Source organism: Cardiobacteriaceae bacterium TAE3-ERU3 (genome assembly GCA_019218315.1).
In the GTDB taxonomy this organism is placed as follows: domain Bacteria; phylum Pseudomonadota; class Gammaproteobacteria; order Cardiobacteriales; family Cardiobacteriaceae; genus JAHUUI01.
On sequence record JAHUUI010000001.1, the window covers coordinates 340,338 to 359,032 of the forward strand.

The 18,695-nt window shown below is 52.9% G+C and carries 18 protein-coding genes; 10 read left to right on the plus strand and 8 right to left on the minus strand.

Features of this window, described 5'->3' with window-relative positions; genetic code table 11:
- The first annotated feature begins 247 nt into the window (after positions 1-247).
- Positions 248-1,669: a DASS family sodium-coupled anion symporter gene (locus tag KRX19_01515; GenBank protein ID MBV7433688.1), complete on the plus strand. Its 1,422-nt coding sequence runs from the start codon at positions 248-250 to the stop codon at positions 1,667-1,669.
- Between the two features lie 46 nt (positions 1,670-1,715).
- Here KRX19_01515 and KRX19_01520 read toward each other — a convergent pair whose 3' ends face one another.
- The 4 genes from KRX19_01520 to KRX19_01535 form a co-directional block, all read right to left on the minus strand.
- Complete coding sequence (locus KRX19_01520; GenBank protein ID MBV7433689.1) at positions 1,716-1,916, minus strand: hypothetical protein; 201 nt, start codon at positions 1,914-1,916, stop codon at positions 1,716-1,718.
- Positions 1,897-2,520 (minus strand): cell envelope integrity protein CreD, encoded by a 624-nt coding sequence (locus tag KRX19_01525; protein MBV7433690.1) that lies wholly within the window; start codon positions 2,518-2,520, stop codon positions 1,897-1,899. The genes KRX19_01520 and KRX19_01525 overlap by 20 nt, the downstream gene beginning before the upstream one ends.
- A gap of 100 nt (positions 2,521-2,620) precedes the next feature.
- The gene (gene creC, locus KRX19_01530) at positions 2,621-4,066 is read right to left on the minus strand and encodes a two-component system sensor histidine kinase CreC (GenBank protein ID MBV7433691.1); all 1,446 of its coding nucleotides are present in this window, start codon (positions 4,064-4,066) and stop codon (positions 2,621-2,623) included.
- Positions 4,063-4,743: a response regulator gene (locus KRX19_01535; GenBank protein MBV7433692.1), complete on the minus strand. Its 681-nt coding sequence runs from the start codon at positions 4,741-4,743 to the stop codon at positions 4,063-4,065. Before KRX19_01535 ends, creC begins: the two co-directional genes overlap by 4 nt.
- A 173-nt stretch (positions 4,744-4,916) precedes the next feature.
- Here KRX19_01535 and KRX19_01540 point away from each other — a divergent pair, with 173 nt between their 5' ends.
- Entirely contained in the window at positions 4,917-5,996 is a 1,080-nt protein-coding gene (locus KRX19_01540; GenBank protein MBV7433693.1) for a PTS sugar transporter subunit IIC, read from the plus strand.
- 261 nt (positions 5,997-6,257) lie between these two features.
- Here the strand turns inward: KRX19_01540 and KRX19_01545 are convergent, their stop codons facing one another.
- The 4 genes from KRX19_01545 to KRX19_01560 are packed head-to-tail and all read right to left on the minus strand — an operon-like array spanning position 6,258 to position 9,635.
- Complete coding sequence (locus KRX19_01545) at positions 6,258-7,064, minus strand: nucleotidyltransferase domain-containing protein (GenBank protein ID MBV7433694.1); 807 nt, start codon at positions 7,062-7,064, stop codon at positions 6,258-6,260.
- Positions 7,042-8,448 carry a TRAP transporter large permease subunit gene (locus tag KRX19_01550; GenBank protein MBV7433695.1) on the minus strand — a complete coding sequence of 469 codons (1,407 nt, stop codon included), beginning with the start codon at positions 8,446-8,448 and terminating at the stop codon, positions 7,042-7,044. Before KRX19_01550 ends, KRX19_01545 begins: the two co-directional genes overlap by 23 nt.
- Complete coding sequence (locus KRX19_01555) at positions 8,445-8,963, minus strand: TRAP transporter small permease subunit (GenBank protein ID MBV7433696.1); 519 nt, start codon at positions 8,961-8,963, stop codon at positions 8,445-8,447. Before KRX19_01555 ends, KRX19_01550 begins: the two co-directional genes overlap by 4 nt.
- A complete protein-coding gene (locus KRX19_01560; GenBank protein ID MBV7433697.1) occupies positions 8,964-9,635 on the minus strand; it encodes a TIGR00730 family Rossman fold protein in 672 nt (223 codons plus the stop codon). It lies immediately after the preceding gene.
- Between the two features lie 319 nt (positions 9,636-9,954).
- Between KRX19_01560 and polA the strand changes: the two genes are divergently transcribed.
- The 8 genes from polA (at position 9,955) to KRX19_01600 (ending at position 18,568) form a co-directional block, all read left to right on the plus strand.
- Complete coding sequence (gene polA, locus KRX19_01565) at positions 9,955-12,657, plus strand: DNA polymerase I (GenBank protein ID MBV7433698.1); 2,703 nt, start codon at positions 9,955-9,957, stop codon at positions 12,655-12,657.
- Between the two features lie 137 nt (positions 12,658-12,794).
- Positions 12,795-13,538 (plus strand): copper resistance protein NlpE, encoded by a 744-nt coding sequence (locus tag KRX19_01570; GenBank protein MBV7433699.1) that lies wholly within the window; start codon positions 12,795-12,797, stop codon positions 13,536-13,538.
- Positions 13,539-13,620: 82 nt separating this feature from the next.
- Positions 13,621-14,694, plus strand: coding sequence for a selenide, water dikinase SelD (gene selD / locus KRX19_01575; protein ID MBV7433700.1), 1,074 nt, complete (start codon positions 13,621-13,623; stop codon positions 14,692-14,694).
- Positions 14,676-15,473, plus strand: coding sequence for a helix-turn-helix transcriptional regulator (locus tag KRX19_01580; GenBank protein ID MBV7433701.1), 798 nt, complete (start codon positions 14,676-14,678; stop codon positions 15,471-15,473). Before selD ends, KRX19_01580 begins: the two co-directional genes overlap by 19 nt.
- A gap of 116 nt (positions 15,474-15,589) precedes the next feature.
- Entirely contained in the window at positions 15,590-16,138 is a 549-nt protein-coding gene (locus KRX19_01585; GenBank protein ID MBV7433702.1) for a YbhB/YbcL family Raf kinase inhibitor-like protein, read from the plus strand.
- 105 nt (positions 16,139-16,243) lie between these two features.
- Positions 16,244-17,359 carry a tRNA 2-selenouridine(34) synthase MnmH gene (gene mnmH, locus KRX19_01590; protein MBV7433703.1) on the plus strand — a complete coding sequence of 372 codons (1,116 nt, stop codon included), beginning with the start codon at positions 16,244-16,246 and terminating at the stop codon, positions 17,357-17,359.
- Entirely contained in the window at positions 17,356-18,255 is a 900-nt protein-coding gene (locus tag KRX19_01595; protein MBV7433704.1) for a GIY-YIG nuclease family protein, read from the plus strand. Before mnmH ends, KRX19_01595 begins: the two co-directional genes overlap by 4 nt.
- Positions 18,221-18,568, plus strand: coding sequence for a divalent-cation tolerance protein CutA (locus KRX19_01600; GenBank protein MBV7433705.1), 348 nt, complete (start codon positions 18,221-18,223; stop codon positions 18,566-18,568). The genes KRX19_01595 and KRX19_01600 overlap by 35 nt, the downstream gene beginning before the upstream one ends.
- Positions 18,569-18,695 lie beyond the last annotated feature (127 nt).

Below are 18,695 nucleotides of genomic sequence, written 5' to 3' on the forward strand. Positions count from 1 at the left end.
GACCGATAGTGGTAGTTTTGCATATAACCATCAAAGAATTTCATATGTTATTCGTGCAACTTTCATCAGCTTCCCTTTTCGCAACCCAAATCAGTCACCAAGAAAGTTTTCATTAATTTTCAGTTGATTAACTTATGCACGAAACCATTAAAAAAATTCATATATTGTTTATCAAATCTACCATACAAATAGATATAGGGTTTATTGTATGATTAACCTTTCATCATGCAAACTTGAGGACTAAGCTATGCCCGTCGAGCGCCCTGAATACTCCACACCCAGTAACGCCGCGACCGGCCTCGTGCCGCGCAATATCCGCAATGGTTTGATCACCATCGCCATCGCTGCGGTACTTTCTTACGCTCTCTATGCTTTCCTGCCCTACGAAGAAGCTGCTAACCGCGGACTCGCCTTACTACTGTTTGTCGCGATTTTGTGGTTCACCGAAGCAGTGCACATCACCATCACCGCGCTGATGGTGCCGGTACTCGGCGTGCTGCTGTTCATGCCCGGCAATGAAGGCATGCCCAGTGTGACCATGAAAGAAGCACTGACCAACTTCGCCAACCCAATCATCTTCCTCTTCTTCGGCGGTTTCGCCCTCGCCACCGCCATGCAAGTGCAGCGTATCGACTACAAAATTGCCCGCCGCATCATTCAGCTCAGTGGCTCACGCCTGCTTTATGCAACCATCGCACTGTGTGCCGTCACCGCATTTCTCTCGATGTGGATATCCAACACGGCAACCGCTGCGATGATCCTGCCACTCGCCCTCGGCCTGCTTTCAAACGTCGATAAATCAGACCGCAATACGCGCATCTTCGTTTTGCTTGCTATTGCCTATTCAGCCAGTATCGGCGGCATTGGCACCATCGTCGGCTCACCGCCAAACGGCATTGCAGCCAAAGCCCTGGAAATGCACTTTGTCGATTGGATGCCCTATGGCATCCCCGTCATGCTCGCATTGCTGCCAATCATGTTCATCGTGCTGATGCTCGTCTTCCGCCCTAATCTGAACCACCAAATCGCGCTGGAAAATGACGAATACCTCCCATGGACGCCGCCACGCATCATGACCATGGTCGTGTTTGTCGTCACTGCGACCCTATGGATTCTCGGTGGCTGGCTCAAAGATCTTGGCATCAGCAGCCCGGATACTCTTGTCGCCATCGCAGCCATCATTGCCGTCGTCGCCCTCGGCCTCGCCACTTGGCCGCAAGTCGTCGATAACACGGACTGGGGCGTACTGCTGCTGTTCGGTGGTGGTATCACCTTGAGCGCCATCCTCAAAGAATCCGGTGCATCGCTCGTTCTTGGGGAGCAAGTCGCGCATACTTTCGGCCACCTGCACCCGCTGCTGATCATCACCATCATCACCGCGTTTATCATCTTCCTCACCGAGTTCACCAGTAACACCGCCTCTGCGGCGCTGCTTGTGCCCGTCTTCGCGACCATCGGTGTCGAGCTCGGTATGCCGAAAGAAACCTTGGTACTGGTCATCGGTATCGGTGCATCGTGCGCATTCATGCTGCCTGTTGCGACGCCACCGAACGCGATCGTCTTCGGTACCGGCGAAATACGCCAACGCGACATGGTCCGCGGCGGCATGTATTTGAACGTCGCCAGCATCATCTTCGTCGCGCTGTTCTCCTATTTCTTCATCCACTGATCCCGCGCGACAGCAGCGGCGCATACCAAAAGTATGCGCCGCTTTTTTAATGGCGACGGGCAAAGCGGCGGCTCAGCCACAGCACCCGCCCATTGCTCTTATTAATAATGCACACGAACTCGTGGCTTTCCATGCCATACAGCGTCTCCGTCTCGCGGGTGCAAACCGGGTTTGGCGCAAATTCGCCATGCTCTTGTAGGCAAGACTTCGCGATCGCTCGCGCCTGCTCAATACTGCTCACTTTCATCACACACACCACTATTGGATTCACCTAACGCATACCAATCAATATTGCGCGTCAAATACATCACCGCGAACAGCGCGACAAACAGCAGCAACGAACCAAGCAGCAAATTGTATGTCGGTAGACGCAGCAAAACGAACATCACCACATAGCCAACAACCAATAATGCGCCCATCAGCAACACTGCGCGGCCTTTATCGAGCACAAACCGTAAATACCAGACAATCAGCCCAATACAGGCAACAGCAGCAATCACATAAGCTGGAACGAAGCCGATCTGCTCAGCAAATGACAGCAACAGCAGATAAAAGACCGATAACGCAGCTCCAACCAAGAGATATTGCATCGGGTGAATGCGCCAATCTTGCAGCACTTCGTAAAGAAAGAATACCGTAAACGTGAATGCCACCAGCAACATGCCGTACTTAATACTGCGCGCAATCATGCGGTAATCATTGATGCTGCTATCCGGCCCGGAGGCACGCAGATCCAAAACAGCCGATGCATAATCCACTCGTTCGGCAACCAACAAGTAAATCATTGCCAAAACAATCGCAAAGACGACACCTAGACCGCATAACACAGCCAGCTTTTTCGATATATTCATTTGTCATACTCCATTTTGCTTGAGATGACAGCATCATCCTTTACTCATATGAAGCCTCTGCGAAGCAACTGTGAAGAATGTGTGAAGATTATTATCTACACTAGAATATCAACGTCACACAAACGCCTTTATGTACATTCCTAACTACCAGAGAGCCATGGTGTAGTGCCATAATTTGCGCGACAAAGCTCAGCCCCAGCCCGCTGCTGCGCGGTGTGCCGTCTGGCCTTGGTAGAGAAAAAAAGCGCTCGCTGAGCTTAGGCAAGGCGTAGTCGGGGATTGGCTCGCCAAAGTTATATACGCTGAGATAGACGCAATCGCCCTGCTGCTCGGTAGAGATGGTGATTGCGCTATTTGCCGTGGCGAAGTCGATGGCATTATCGAGCAAGTTGTGCAGTGCTTGCTCAATCAGAATGCGGTCACCGCGTACGGTGAACGGCTGCACGCCACTACTATTGATACACAGATTTTTCTCGACAACACGCGGTGGTAAATCCTGCACAACATGATTAACAACATCCACCAGCACAATACTTTGCAGTTGCTCGATCTGCTCGCGGTTTTCCAACCGTGCGAGATTGAGCAGTCGCTCAACGAGGATTTTCATACGCTGGTTGGCGCGAATAATTTGCGTGGTAAAGCGCTCGCGCTCATCGGCGCTTAAGCCGCCTTCATCAAGAATTTCTGCAGCAGCATGGATACTGGTCAGCGGTGTTTTCAGCTCATGAGTCAGGCCATGGACGTAATGCTCAACAGTTTGTTTACCATTGAGTTCTTGTCGCAAACGGCGCACTGCTTCGGCGAGGCGATGCAAATAAACATCACCAAAGCGCGGCTGCTTGGCCGGGCGGTTCGCTGCCATATCCTCAGCGTAAGCAGTGATACGCCGCAATGCACGCGCCAGCCACCACGCCATCAACAGCAGTACGGCCAGTGCAATAGTAAGATAGCCCAGCACCAGCCAGCGCAAATCGTTGCCATTTCCGAGCCGTAGCACATCATGCACACTGTATGGCTGCGCCACCGCGACCATGCCAATGATGCGCCCATCAAGTCGAATCGGCACGCCAACAACCATCTGCTTGGCATCACCGTCTTGTGTATGCACCGAATCAATATAGCTGCTGCGTGCACCATATTGACCGCGTAACGCACGATACACATCGTTCCACCGCGAATAATCCTGCCCGGCTGCCTTGCCTTGCGAATCATATACGACCACTCCATCAGCATTGGTCACGTACACGCTGACGTCGAGCTGCTGCTTTTGGTAATCGTATATCTGCGCGCTGAGCTTGCTCTGCTGCGCCCTGCGCATGTCTGCGGCAAGCGCCGTAGTATCAAGTGCGCCACTGCTTTCTGCTTGCTGCGCCAAACCAGCAGCAAGAATATTCGCCATATCGACCAATGTCACTTCCACGGCCTGCTGGGTACCGGTTTCGATGTGTTCACTGCTGCGCTCAATAAATTGCCACGACAGCAACACCATCGTCGCTAAAATCACAAAAAACAAACGCAGACTAATGCCGCGTGGGAACAGCGTCATGACGGCACTCGGACGCTATAACCAAGCGCACGGTGGGTAATGATAATCTCCTCTGCACAGCCAGCATTGCGTATCTTGTGGCGCAGTGCCTTGATGTGGGTATCAATAGTGCGCAAATCGGATGGATGATTGGCAGAAAAAGCTGCAGCAAGCAATTGATCGCGTGAGAATACCTGATGCGGGCGCGCCAGCATATGTGTAAACAAGCGCAGCTCGGCTAGTGTCAGTGGCAAAGCCAGCCCATTGAGCAACACCTGCTGCCGCGCTTGATCATAGAAAAAGCCATGACTAATCACGCCACTCTGCGTCACAGGCGTACTGCGCTTAAGCACCACTTTAACCCGGGCAACTAACTCACGCGGGCTAAACGGCTTTCCTACATAATCATCCGCGCCAAGCTCAAGGCCGAGCACGCGATCCACCTCATCATGATGCGCGGTGAGCATAATCACTGGTAATTCACCACGCTGACGCACTGCTTTCAGCACCTCAAAGCCATCTTGATCAGGCAAGCCAACATCGAGAATCAGCAAATCGCACGGTACACTATCGAGCAACGCAAAGCCATCAGCCGCAGACAATGCATGATGGCATACCATCCCCGCCCGCGACAGCGCAAACGCTACCGTATCGGCAATTTCCTGCTCATCTTCAACAATGACTATATTTTTATTCAAAGACTTAACCAATGACAATAACTAATAATGTCCCATCATGCTACACGAAAATAACCATAATGTTTTAATGGCAAAGTAGCTATTTGATAGCTTACATCATTTAATTAAAACAATAATAATCAAACCATTGTATGATTTATTGCTATTTCCATGTCCGACTTTTGGAGGCACCTATGACAGGATTCAAGGCTTTTCTGCACAAATACTTTATTGATGCCTTTACCGGCATGGCCTACGGCCTGTTCGTCACGCTAATTGCGGGGCTGATTATCGGGCAAATCGGGCGCTGGGCCGAGGTGGGGCTGCTGGTAGATGTCGGGCGAATTGCTGCCCTGCTGATGGGCGCAGGGATCGGCGCAGGCATTGCCTATTATTTGAAAGCACCGACGCTGGTCGTGCTCGGCTGCATCGTCGCCGGGATGATGGGCGCACACAGCGAGGCGCTGATGGCTGGCGAGTTCTTTAAGTCATTCCAAGATGGCAGCCGCAATATTTCCTATATTACGCCTTCGCCGGGTAACCCGATTGGCGCGTATCTCGCCAGCGTGTTTGCCTACCGCGTCGGCACTTGGCTCAGCGGCAAGACGAAGCTCGATATTCTGCTCGTGCCACTCGGTATTATAGTTACTACACTGCTGACTTGCTGGCTGGTCTGCCCGCCGTTCGTTGCGCTGGTGGCGGCGATCAGCCAAGGCGTTCATGCCGCGACTGAGTTGCAGCCATTTTTGATGGGGATCGTGATTGCGGTGGTGATGGGCATTCTGCTCACGCTGCCGACCAGCAGCGCAGCAATTGCAATTGCCATCGGCCTGCACGGTATCGCCGGAGGCGCTGCGGTGGTCGGCTGCGCGGCGCAAATGATCGGCTTTGCTACCGCCAGCTTTAAGGAAAATGGCTGGGGCGGCTTTATCGCCCAAGGACTGGGCACGAGTATGCTGCAAATTCCCAACGTGATGAAAAAGCCAATCGTGATGCTGCCCGCAATTGTCGCCAGCGCGATTACCGGGCCTATCGCCACTGTCATCTTTCAGCTGCAATGTACGCCAAGCGGCGCAGGCATGGGCACGGCTGGATTCGTCGGGGTGTTTGGCGTGGTCGATGCGTCCGCTGGCGCGATGCCTGCTACTGCAATGTGGGCGGCAATCGTGCTTTTGATGTTCGTACTTCCAGCGGTAATTGCTGGCGCAGTCGCAATGTGGATGCGCCGTAAAGGCATCATTCGCCATGGTGATATGGCTTTGGCAAAACTGTAAAACACCACCGTATAGGTGGCTTAGAAACGCGATCCCAATCGCCATCATTGTCAAAATAAGTTCACCGCCGCACAGGCGTGCTTAGAAAATGTACACGAACCGCGCATGAAAAGCGCCGTTGTTCACCACCGCACAGGTGGCTTAGAAATAAAAAAACGGCGACGCTTTGTCGCCGTTTTCCCACTAGATTCTTATATTCTGGCAAGTCATCACCGTATACCTAGTGCTACCGCAGCTCCTCAAGCGCATTAACCTAATAACTTACGCGTTGCCCGCAAGCGCTGCGCGAAACAGATCGTTAAGCACGGCGATATCGCGCGGCTGGCGGACGCCTGCAAATGCACCAAAGCCTTCGCTTTCATGGCGCTCGATTTCCGTGCGGATAAAGCAATCAATAATATCGTTTTTGGCGATAAAGTCTTTTTCCTGACTGACGGCCTTTTGCGCAAGTAAAGCGTCTATTTCTCTACGCACTGCTTGGTCATCAAGCATGGTTAGCAAGGTGTGGAACTCTATCGGGGCTGGCTTTTGCTGCGCTTGTAGCCAGCGGATGGCAAGCAGCGGCCGCAAGACATAAAAATACTTTTTCAGCGGCACACTTTCTTCACGCAAATAACCACGATAGTTATTCTTTGCCATGTTCAAGTAGTGATACATGCCTTTTTCAAGGGCGTAAATCTCAGGCATCAGCGCAAGCATTTTTTGGCGAAAGTCGCCGCGCTCGATATAGGTGATTGGCGATTGCAGCCATTCGATCAATGCCGGATTGGATTTCCAGAACAGCTGCAAGGCTTTGCGGATGTCCCAGCCGTTGATATCTATTTCATCGACGATAGGGTATTCAATCACATCGCGGCGGTCTTCAAGGTCGACCGATAGATACCAATCGCGCGGGTGGATATAAATAAAGCGTACGTCGTAGTCGCTATTCGGCGAGGCAAAGCCCCATGCGCGGCTGCCGGATTCAATCGCCAGCAGGACGCGCACGTTGTGCTCAGCTTCTGCCGCGCTAATGCGCGACAGAATATCCGCCCGGACTTCGTGCTTAATTGCCAAAGGACACCCAATGCACGATGCTCGGGAAGAACGCGATCAAGACCAGCAGCATCAGCTGAATGCCGATAAATGGCAATACGCCTTTGTAAATATCCGCGGTTGTGACGCTTGCAGGCGCAACGCCACGCAGGAAGAACAGCGCGAAGCCAAATGGCGGGGTGAGGAAGCTGGTTTGCAGGTTCAGCGCAACCATGATCGCAAACCACACTGGATCAACGCCCATTTTGAACAGCACCGGCGCGACGATTGGCACGATAACGAACACGATCTCAATGAAGTCGAGCACGAAGCCGAGGAAGAACATCACCACCATGATCAGCAGCATTGCGCCAAATACGCCACCCGGCATATCGGTGAGCAGTGATTCAATCAGGTGATCGCCGCCGTAGCCACGGAAGACGAGTGAGAACAACGATGCGCCAATCAGGATAAAGAACACCATGGCTGTGATCGACATCGTTTCACGCGGTACGTCGATCAGCCAGCGCAGGCTGGTTTCATTGCCGCGCTTTTTGTCGATTACATAGCGGATCAGGGCAATGATCAGCGCACCAAATGCACCGACGCTTGCGGCGTCAGTCGGGGTAGCGACGCCCATCAAAATAGAGCCGAGCACGAATGCGATCAGCAAAAGCGGCGGCACTAAAACGAAGATCAAGCGCAGGTAAAATTTATCACCTCGCGCTTCAATGCGCGCTTCTTTGCTGCGCAGTGGCATCGAGTTCGGGGTGAAAAATGCGCGCGCGAGGAGATAGAGAATATACATACCCACCAGCAGGATACCCGGCGCAATCGCCGCGGCAAACAAATCACTGACGGATACGGTATCCGGCGACCAGTTGCCCATTGCAAGCTGCGCTTCGGAGTAAGCGTTGCCAATCACATCACCGAGCAAGATCAAGACGATTGACGGCGGAATGATCTGCCCCAGCGTGCCGGATGCGCAAATAATCCCGCAGGAGACGGCCGGATCATAACCGCGCTTGAGCATGACGGGCAGCGACAGTAAGCCCATGGTGACGACGGTCGCGCCGACGATACCAGTCGAAGCCGCGAGCAGCATACCAACCACGGCAACGGAAAACGCCAAGCCACCGCGCACGCCGCCAAACAAGAGCGACATGGTATCGAGCAAGTCTTCAGCGATTTTCGCTTTTTGTAAGGTCAGGCCCATAAAGATGAAGGTCGGCACGGCGATGAGCGTGTAGTTGCTCATCGTGCCGTAGAGGCGCTTGCCAATTGCCTGCAAGAAAGTCAGGTCAAATACGCCAAATGCTGCACCACCGGCGGCAAACAGCAAAGCAACGCCACCAAGCGACAATGCGACCGGATAGCCGAGCATGAGAAATATGCACAGCACACCGAACATAATTAACGGCATCCATTCCAAAATCATTCTGCCTCCTCTGGGAGCACTACTTTACCCTGTAAAATTAATATATTGCGCAATACTTCTGCCACGCCCTGCACGATAAGCAGAATGGCAAATGTCGGCATCAATGATTTAAGCAGGTAGATATAAGGTAAGCCGCCGGGCTGATTGGATGTTTCCATGACGGCCCATGAGCGCGTTACATCACCCCACGAATAATACAAAATGATGCCAGCCACAGGGAACAAGAATAGAAATGTGCCAATGATATTCACCACGGCTTTTTTACGCGGCGAAAACCCACGGTAGAACACATCAACGCGCACATGCCCATCAATCTGCAACGCATAGGCAGCGCCGATCATGAACACAGCTGCGTGCATGTAGGTGACAGATTCCTGCATGGCGATTGAGTTATGCCCAAACAGCTGCATGATGACGACGATCGTCGTGACCAACACCACGCCAAACAGCAGCCAAGCTACCGCTTTGCCCAAGAACCCTACCACCGCATCTATTAAGCGGACAATTGTCTCCATTTAAAGCCTCCTCAGCTTTTCCAGTTCTTCCGTGGTCGGCGAATACGAGCGCCCTTGGTAGAACTTCTCGATCGCTGCAACCACGGCATCGGCATCATCAACCACACTGAACAAGTTCAAGTCGTCCGGATGGATCGTGCCTTCGGCGACCAAGCGCTCTTTAAACCACTCGACCAATCCCTGCCAAAAATCGCTACCGACCAAAATCACCGGAATTTGGCGACTTTTGCGCGTCTGAATCAGGGTAAGGATTTCAGCCAGTTCGTCGAGCGTGCCGAAGCCACCCGGCATCACCACATACGCATTGGCGTATTTGACGAACATCACCTTGCGCGAAAAGAAATGCCGGAAATCAATGCTGATGTCCTGATAAGGGTTGCCGCCTTGCTCGTGCGGCAGCTGAATATTCAGCCCGACAGATAGCCCTTTCTCTCCGGCATAAGCGCCTTTATTCGCAGCTTCCATCAAGCCAGGGCCGCCACCGGATACGACAGAAAACCCTGCATCCGACAGGCGCTTGGCGACGGTTTCAGTCAGCTGGTAATAAGGGTGATCAGGGCCAATACGCGCCGAGCCAAAGATACTTACCGAAGGATCAATAACAGCCAGGCGCTCAAATCCTTCCACAAATTCAGACATAATCTGAAATACTTTCCACGACTCATGATTCAGCCTATCCGTATCACGCAAGCGCAAATCTTTAGGAGGACGGCGTTTTTCAAACATGTTTACCCCGTTTCTTAATAACTACGCCGCTTCTATTTAACGTTTCTTCATAAAAGCGGCACAAACGGCCTATTCTGCCGTTAATATGAAGAGGACGCAATATTTTCATGCAACACAATTATATAAAGCGCAAAGGGCATTCACTGCGCAGATTATGCGCCGTGCATAACAAGGAATCGTGAAAAGAAAGTAGGCGGGTTTTTCATCCCACAGCCAAGCCGAGTACAATGCGCGCATACATGTGCATTTAAATCGGGAATATTTCGTGATAGACAGCAACCGCCTCGTCGTCCTCGTTGACGGCTCATCTTACCTTTTCCGCGCCTTCCACGGCCTACCGCCACTGACCAACCGCGAAGGCCACCCAACTGGCGCGCTGCACGGCGTGATCAAGATGCTCGCTAAGCTCTATAACGACTACCAGCCTGCGTATTTCGGCGTCATTTTCGACGCCAAGGGCAAGACGTTTCGCCACGATCTCTACGATCAATACAAGGCCAACCGCCCACCGATGCCGGACGATCTGCGCGTACAAATTGCGCCACTGCACGAGCTGGTCAAAGCGCTTGGCTTCGCGCTGATTATTGAAGACGGCGTCGAGGCTGACGACGTCATCGGTACGCTCGCTGCGCGCGCCTTGAGCGAAAACTACGAAGTGGTGATTTCCAGCGGCGATAAGGACATGGCGCAGCTGCTCACCCACGCAGACATCACCCTGCTTGACACGATGAAAAACGCCGTCACTACAGCCAGTAACATTGCCGAGCGCTTTAAGGTTGACCAGCTGCGCGCCGATCAAGTCATCGATTTTCTTGCTTTGGTCGGCGATACCGCAGACAACATCCCCGGGGTAAATAAAGTCGGCCCGAAGACTGCGGCCAAATGGCTTGCCGAATACGACACCATCGATAACATCATCGATAACGCACCTAAAATCAAAGGAAAAATTGGCGACAACCTGCGTGAAGGCATCGACCAACTGCGCCTCTCGCGCGAGCTGGCGACGATCAAATGCGATCTCGACCTCGATACATCTATCGCTGATCTCGCACTACAAGCAAAAAATCCACATAAAATTGCGCAGCTTTGCGATCTGTACGGCTTAAACGCCGTCAAAGCGCAATACCTCAGCGATGAACCCGAAGCGCAAGCACCAACTGCGCCGCCCATCGCCAGCGAGTACACCACCATCCAAAGCACGGCTGAGCGCGACGCACTCTTTACGCGCCTTAAAGCCGCCAAAGCTTTCACCATCGACACCGAAACCACCAGCCTTGACTACGGTAAAGCGGAGCTGGTTGGTATTTCGCTGTGCATCGAACCCGGTGAAGCGTATTACCTGCCGCTTGCGCACCAGCTCGAGCAAAACCTGCCATTTCAAGATACGCTGGACCAACTCAAGCCAATTCTGGAAGATGACAAGATCGGCAAAATCGGCCAGCACCTCAAATACGACCGCCACATCTTCGCACGCTACGGCATCACAATTCGTGGCGAAGCTGATGACACCATGCTGATGAGCTACTGCTACAACGCGACCGCCACGCGCCACAATATGGACGCACTCGCCGACTACTACCTCAACCACAAAACCACCAGCTTTGAAGACATCGCGGGCAAAGGCGCAAAGCAGCTTACCTTTGATCAGATCCCGCTCGACACCGCCGCGGACTACGCGAGTGAAGACGCAGACATCACCGCGCGCCTCTACGCCTTTTTTGCTGACAAGCTCGCACAAACGCCTAAGCTGCAAAGCCTTTATCAGGACATCGAGCGCCCGCTCGCCGAAGTACTGTGGCATATGGAACACCTCGGCGTACGTATCGATAGCGATCTGCTCGCCGCGCAGAGCAAAGAGATCACCGCCAAACTCGCTGATATTGAAGCGCAGGCGTATGAAATTGCCGGTAGTGAATTTAACCTTGGCTCACCCAAGCAGCTGCAGGAAATCCTTTTTGAGCAGCTGAATTTGCCGGTCATCCGCAAAACACCCAAAGGCCAACCGTCAACCAATGAGGACGTCCTGCAAGAACTCGCCGCTGAGCATCCATTACCGGCGCTGATCCTTGAGCATCGCGGCCTCGCCAAGCTCAAATCGACCTACACCGACAAATTGCCCGAGCTGGTCAGCCAGAATACTGGGCGCATCCACACCAGCTATCATCAAGCGGTGACCAGCACCGGCCGCCTCTCATCCAGCGACCCGAACCTGCAAAATATTCCGATCCGCAGCGAAGAAGGCCGCCGTATTCGCCAAGCCTTTGTCGCCGATGATGGCTGGAAGATCCTCGCCGCCGACTACTCACAAATCGAGCTGCGCATCATGGCGCACCTCTCCGGCGACGAAGGGCTACTCAAAGCGTTTGCTGGCGGCAAGGACATCCACAGCGCTACCGCTGCTGAAATCTTTAGCATACCGCTAGATGAAGTCGACCGCGATCACCGCCGCAAAGCCAAAGCGATCAACTTTGGGCTGATTTACGGCATGAGCGCTTTTGGCCTGGCGCGCCAGCTCGCCATCCCGCGCAGCGAAGCCAGCGAATACATCGATACCTACTTCGCGCGCTACCCGAAAGTACGCGAGTACATGGAAACCACGCGCGAAACCGCACGCAAGCAGGGCTACGTCGAAACCTTATTTGGCCGCCGCCTCTACGTGCCCGACATCAGCAGCAAAAACCCTGCCCGCCGCCAAGCCGCCGAGCGCCTTGCAATCAACGCACCCATGCAAGGCAGCGCAGCCGACATCATTAAAAAAGCGATGCTCGCCATCGACGCAAAATACCGCGACCACAAGCACTTGCGCATGATCATGCAGGTGCACGATGAACTCGTCTTCGAAATCGACCCCGAGCATATCGACGAACTCAAAGCCGAGATCATCACCATCATGCAAAACACCACCAAACTCGACGTGCCGCTGATCGTCGAGGCTGGTATTGGCGAGAACTGGGATGAAGCACATTGATTTATTTTCACAGGCCAATCAGTATTTTATTAGTTAATTAACTTATCGATATGTTCAGTAAAACAAGTTGTAATCTTTGGCTGGCTAGTTCAGCGTTAAACTAACGGCCATTAAAAAAATAACCATCAGGAGTATTTATGAAAACCCGTACTATTCTTTCGGCTTCAGCACTTGCTTTGGCGTTAGGCATTTCTTCTTCTGCGCTGGCAGCTAATAAGTGCGGTGGAGAAATCCACTTCGACAAAGGCAAGAGCAGCGCGACGATCACCGGTAAAGTCGCCGGTAACGACATTTGCGAATACACCTTTTACGCCAAAAAAGGGCAGGAATTGCTGGTTAACTTCGCACCGAGTGACCGCCCTCAAGCAACGCTTTACAGCCCGGTTAACCAAATGCTGGCTAACAATCAAGCCTTCATTTTGCCAAAAAATGGCAAGTATGAACTGCGCGTTGGCATGACCCGCAACGACGCGCGCAAGTTCCCAAATAAAGCGCAGCCATTCACCATGAACTTCGCCATCGGCGCACCACAGCAAACTGATAGCCAAGTCGCAAATGCCGCAGCATCCGGTTATGTCGGGGAGTATGAAGGTACGTTGCCTTGTACCACTTGCAATGGCATTGATACCTATCTCGCCCTGTACGACGATGGCAGCTTCACTTTGTCCGAGAACTACCTCGGCCGTAACGACAGCAGCTATACCCAGCAAGGTACCTGGATGGCTCAAGGTGATGCCATCGTGCTTGAGCCTGAAGACAACGAAGCAGAAAGCATCTACTTGTTCGGTAAAAATGGTGATCTTTACTTCGTCAGTAAAGAAGAAGCTGGCGCAGCAAACCCACAGGTCAATCAGCGCTACCGCCTCCAACATCAGCAATAAAGCTTTTAGCTGATTTTTATCGAAGCGCATGGTTCTCGCCATGCGCTTTTTTCTTTGCCGCGCAAGGCGTATCATTCACGCCATGCAACATACATCAAACAGCAATATGACTGACAATATCCGCCTCACCGAATACAGCCACGGCGCTGGCTGCGGCTGCAAAATTTCCCCCAAAGTGCTCGATACCATCCTCGCTTCAAGCATTGCTATGCCTGACGACCGCAATCTGCTGGTCGGCAACAGCAGCAAGGACGACGCGGCCGCCTACGACCTCGGCAATGGGCAGGTGATCCTCAGCACGACCGACTTTTTCATGCCGATTGCCGATGACCCGTTCGACTTCGGGCGCATCGCCGCAACCAATGCGATCAGCGATATTTACGCGATGGGCGGCACGCCGATCATGGCAATTGCAATTCTTGGCTGGCCGATTAATACGTTGCCTGCGGAAGTTGCGCGCCGCGTCGTTGAAGGCGGTCGCCAAGCCTGTGCTGATGCGGGTATTGCGCTTGCCGGTGGGCACAGCATCGATTCCCCCGAGCCAATTTTTGGCCTTGCCGTTACCGGGCAAGTGCAAAAGTCTCAACTGATGCAGAACAACACCGCTACCGCCGGTTGCAAGCTCTACCTGACCAAGCCGCTCGGCGTTGGCGTACTCACCACTGCGCAGAAGAAGCAGCTGCTCAAGCCCGAACACGCCACGCTGGCGCGCGATACCATGTGCATATTGAACAGCATTGGCGCACAAGCGGCACAACTTGAGGGCGTCAAAGCGATTACGGACGTCACCGGCTTTGGCCTGATGGGGCATTTGCTTGAGGTATGCGAAGGCAGCGGCGTCAATGCCGTGATTGATGAAAATGCTGTGCCGACTTTAGCACCGGTACGCGATTACATTGCTGCGGGCTGCATTCCCGGCGGCACACAGCGCAACTTTGAAGCCTACGGACACAAGCTTGCTCCACTTAGCGACGAACAGTGCGCACTGCTTTGCGACCCACAGACCAGCGGCGGCCTATTGATCGCGGTTGAGCCCGAGCATGCGGCAAGCCTTGAAGCACTGCTGCGCGATAACGGGCTACACGCTGATTCTATTGGCGAACTCGTGCCCGCCCGCGACGACTTCCGCATCAGCATATGGCAGAAAAAAGCATAAGCGCATCGCCTCAGCCATCGGCCAACGCATGGGTGACGCTGACCCATCACGATCGCGTATCGATGCGTGCGGCCATGGTTCATCATGCTTTTGTTTGCTGGATACGCCATGGCAGCAAGACGCTGTACCACGGTGAAACGCCATTGACCAGCTGCACGCCGGATCAGCTTTTGCTGGTCAATGCCGGGCAGCAGATTGATTTTTGCAACTACCCTGTCCCGCGCTATGGCTATCAGGCGCACCTCATCAACCTCGACTACCGTACCTTGCAGCACTTCTATCACCAGTCGCCGCACAATCAATCCTGCAAAGCGATCCACATCGAAACATTGGATATCGACGCCACGCTTGAATCCGTCTTGCAGCGCTTAGCCAGTATCGGAACACGATCACCATCGAGCCTATTTGACCATTGGATTAACGAATTATTACTGCTCATCAGCCTGAAAGGGTTTGTTTTCCGGCCAAGACAAAACATGAGCATCCAGGAGCGCATTCATCAGCACATCGGCCACCGCCTTGAGCAAAAGTGGCAGAAAAAGGCGATTGCCGATCTGTTTCACGTCAGTGAACGTACGCTTGATCGCCAGCTGGCACAGGAAGGGCAGACTTTCTCATCCTTATTGCGCCAATGGCGAATGGAGCAGGCTATGTCCCTACTCTTGCAGCACCAGCACAGCATCGGGGAGATCGCTTACCGCTGCGGCTACCAATCGCACAGCCGCTTTAGCCAAACGTTCAAGGCCTACTTCGGCAAATCACCTGCTGATATTCATTGAGCTTGCAATTAGCCATACGCGATTGACCGCTTTGGCACAAACATTGGCGCAATCGGCACAACCAATCAAAACTCCGTGTATATAATAAATATCCAATCAATATACGGAGAAAAAACATGCTTCAGACCAATCTAAAACGCAAACTATTGGCTACTTTTCTCAGCTTCGGCGCGATGTTCAGCGCGCACGCTTTTACCGTCAGTAGCGATGCGGTCAAACCCGGCCATGCACTGCCTCATGCGCAAGTCTTTAACGGCTTTGGCTGCGAAGGCGACAATCATTCACCAGCGCTTAGCTGGCAGAACGCACCGGAAGGCACAAAAAGCTTCGCTGTCACGCTCTATGATCCAGATGCGCCAACCGGCTCAGGCTTCTGGCATTGGATCGTCGTCGATATTCCGGCTGATACCAGCGAACTCAGCGAAAATATTGCCGCACAGTTGCCTGAGCCTATGCGCCAAATCACCAACGACTACGGATTTAGCGGCTTTGGCGGCGCCTGTCCACCTGCTGGTGACAACCCACACCGCTACCAGCTCAGCGTACACGCGCTCGACGTCGATAAAATCGACTTACCTGAAGACGCGTCACCAGCCGTCGTACGTTTTATGATTCACGCCCATCAGCTCGCCGTTGCCACAACCACCGGCTACTATCAGCGTTAATCGAACCACACAGGGGCGAGGCATACTGCTTCGCCTCTTGAGGCGTGTTGGTTTTTCAGGTCTTGCGCTATATCATGGCGACCTTGTCTTCCAGATCTACATCCCATGACCCGACCCGATACTGACGACTACGCTGCTCTATTTCTGCATGACACACCATTTATTGACCTGCGCGCACCGTTAGAGTTTGCCAAAGGCGCATTCCCGACCAGCACCAGCTTGCCGCTAATGGATGACCGCGAGCGTGCCAAAGTCGGTACTTGCTACAAGCGCGACGGGCAAGCAGCTGCAATCAAGCTCGGGCATCGGCTGGTCAGTGGTGAAATTAAAGCACAGCGCATCGCTGCATGGCTGGAATTTGCCAAGCAACACCCTAATGGTTACCTCTATTGCTGGCGCGGCGGCTTGCGCAGCCAAACCGTGCAGCAATGGCTTACTGAAGCAGGATGCCAGTATCCGCGCGTGATTGGCGGCTACAAAGCCATGCGTCGTTTCCTGATTGACGAACAAATGCGCATTCTTGAGCAAACACCATTGCTCATCCTTGCCGGGCGCACCGGATGCGCCAAAACCGAGCTACTTAATCAACTACCCAATCACCTTGATCTTGAAGGCCTAGCCCACCATCGCGGCAGCAGCTTTGGCAAGCGCCCGGCCGGGCAACCGGCTCAGCTCGACTTTGAAAACCGCCTCGCCATCGCCTTATTACGCCAACACCATGCAGCCCCCGAAGCGACGCTGATTCTCGAAGATGAAAGTGGATTGATTGGCCGCTGCGCCCTGCCCCATGAACTACGCGACAAGATGGATCTCACCCCACTCGCCCTCATTGAATGTTCGCTCGAAGAACGCATCGAACACAGCTACCACAACTACATCCTCGACAAACTCGAAGAATGGCGGCAAACGGTCGGCGACGCACACGCTTTCAGCGCCTTCGCCAACGACCTGCAGCAATCGCTGCACAACATCCGCAAGCGCCTCGGCGGCCTGCGCCATCAGCAGCTCACGGACATGATGCAGCAAGCACTGGAAGACCACCAACGCGGCAATCCTGAAAGCCACCGCGCATGGATTAAAATCCTGCTCACTGACTACTATGACCCAATGTATGACCATCAGCTGAGCAAAAAAGCTGACCGCATCGTCTTCCGTGGTAACCGCGAAGAAGTCCGGGAGTATCTCAATACCATCAGCACATCAGGCACAGAAATATTATGAATATCGGTAAATCTATCCGCCTATTCCTCGCCAACGGCCATGCTTCAGGCGTTATCGTCGCTGAAATTCCTAACTGGACCGGCCATCTGATCGTCGCACCGCGCAATATGCTGCCAGATTTACTGCGCCGCGAAGAAAGCGCACGTACCGGAGTTTACTTTCTCATTGGGGAAAACCCTGAAAATCCTTACTTGCCAACCCTCTATATTGGCGAATCAGACAATATTGGCAAGCGCCTACGCGACCACGACAGCAAAAAGGATTTTTGGGAAAAGGTCTGCATCATCACCAGTAAAGACAGCAACCTGACCAAAGGCCACGCCAAATACCTTGAAAGTGCGCTAATTCTGCTCGCCAAGGATAACGGCCGCGCGGAATTGGAAAACCATCAGCAGGCTGAATACATTCAGCTGCCGGAAGCTGACCGCGCTGATATGGACTACTTCCTTACGCAGCTAAAAATCATCCTGCCCGCACTTGGCTTCAACTTTCTCAAAGAAAGTACTCGCCGTTCAACGCTCACTCAGGCTCAAACCCTACCGCGCTTTATTCTCAAAGCCAAAGGCGATATTGTCGCGCATGCCGAAGAGCGCGATGGCGACTTTGTTGTACTGAAAGGCTCTCATTGCAGAGAGGAATGGATCGGCGTAAAAGGTGGCTATCAGAAGCTATTTGAGCAATTAGAAGAAGAAGCCATCATCGCTAAAGAGCCATCAGGAAACCGTATCTTTACCCGCGATTATGCATTTAATAGCCCCAGTGCCTCTGCAGCTGTTGTGCTTGGTCGTTCAGCCAATGGGCGGCAAGAATGGAAGACCCCCAGCGGGCAAACTTACGCTGAATGGCAAGACGCACAATTAAATGAAATCCCAAACGACGAGCTGCACCATGAATAACCTAGAACCCTGCATCATCGAAACCACAACTGCGACCCAAGAAGATGCCGAGCGCATTGCAGCTGCGCTGCTTGAGCAAAAGCTCGCTGCCTGCGTACAGCTCGAAAACGTACGCAGCCACTACGTCTGGCAAGGGAAAGTCGAAGATGATGAAGAAATTCGCTTGTCGATCAAATCCGCAGCGCACCTCTACGCACAAGTCGAAGCCGCAATCCTTGCGCTACATCCTTACGACTGCCCGCAAGTCCTGATGCTGCCCATCACAGCCATGTTGCCTGAATATAAGCAATGGCTGGCTGATGCGCTGACTTAACCAAAACCCCGACTGCTTCAAGCCCATAATTAAGCGCTGGCTCAGTGCCGCCCAAGCACGGGCTTACTTCCATTGAAACTTAAAAACATAAAGCACAGAATTACCAATTAAACTTATTTATAAAATA

Coding starts and splice junctions, on each gene's coding strand:
- KRX19_01515 (MBV7433688.1), top strand. CDS start 248: ATGCCCGTCGAGCGCCCTGAATACTCCACACCCAGTAACGCCGCGACC.
- KRX19_01520 (MBV7433689.1), bottom strand. CDS start 1,916: ATGAAAGTGAGCAGTATTGAGCAGGCGCGAGCGATCGCGAAGTCTTGC.
- KRX19_01525 (MBV7433690.1), bottom strand. CDS start 2,520: ATGAATATATCGAAAAAGCTGGCTGTGTTATGCGGTCTAGGTGTCGTC.
- creC (MBV7433691.1), bottom strand. CDS start 4,066: ATGACGCTGTTCCCACGCGGCATTAGTCTGCGTTTGTTTTTTGTGATT.
- KRX19_01540 (MBV7433693.1), top strand. CDS start 4,917: ATGACAGGATTCAAGGCTTTTCTGCACAAATACTTTATTGATGCCTTT.
- KRX19_01550 (MBV7433695.1), bottom strand. CDS start 8,448: ATGATTTTGGAATGGATGCCGTTAATTATGTTCGGTGTGCTGTGCATA.
- KRX19_01555 (MBV7433696.1), bottom strand. CDS start 8,963: ATGGAGACAATTGTCCGCTTAATAGATGCGGTGGTAGGGTTCTTGGGC.
- KRX19_01570 (MBV7433699.1), top strand. CDS start 12,795: ATGAAAACCCGTACTATTCTTTCGGCTTCAGCACTTGCTTTGGCGTTA.
- selD (MBV7433700.1), top strand. CDS start 13,621: ATGCAACATACATCAAACAGCAATATGACTGACAATATCCGCCTCACC.
- KRX19_01580 (MBV7433701.1), top strand. CDS start 14,676: ATGGCAGAAAAAAGCATAAGCGCATCGCCTCAGCCATCGGCCAACGCA.
- KRX19_01585 (MBV7433702.1), top strand. CDS start 15,590: ATGCTTCAGACCAATCTAAAACGCAAACTATTGGCTACTTTTCTCAGC.
- mnmH (MBV7433703.1), top strand. CDS start 16,244: ATGACCCGACCCGATACTGACGACTACGCTGCTCTATTTCTGCATGAC.
- KRX19_01595 (MBV7433704.1), top strand. CDS start 17,356: ATGAATATCGGTAAATCTATCCGCCTATTCCTCGCCAACGGCCATGCT.
- KRX19_01600 (MBV7433705.1), top strand. CDS start 18,221: ATGAAATCCCAAACGACGAGCTGCACCATGAATAACCTAGAACCCTGC.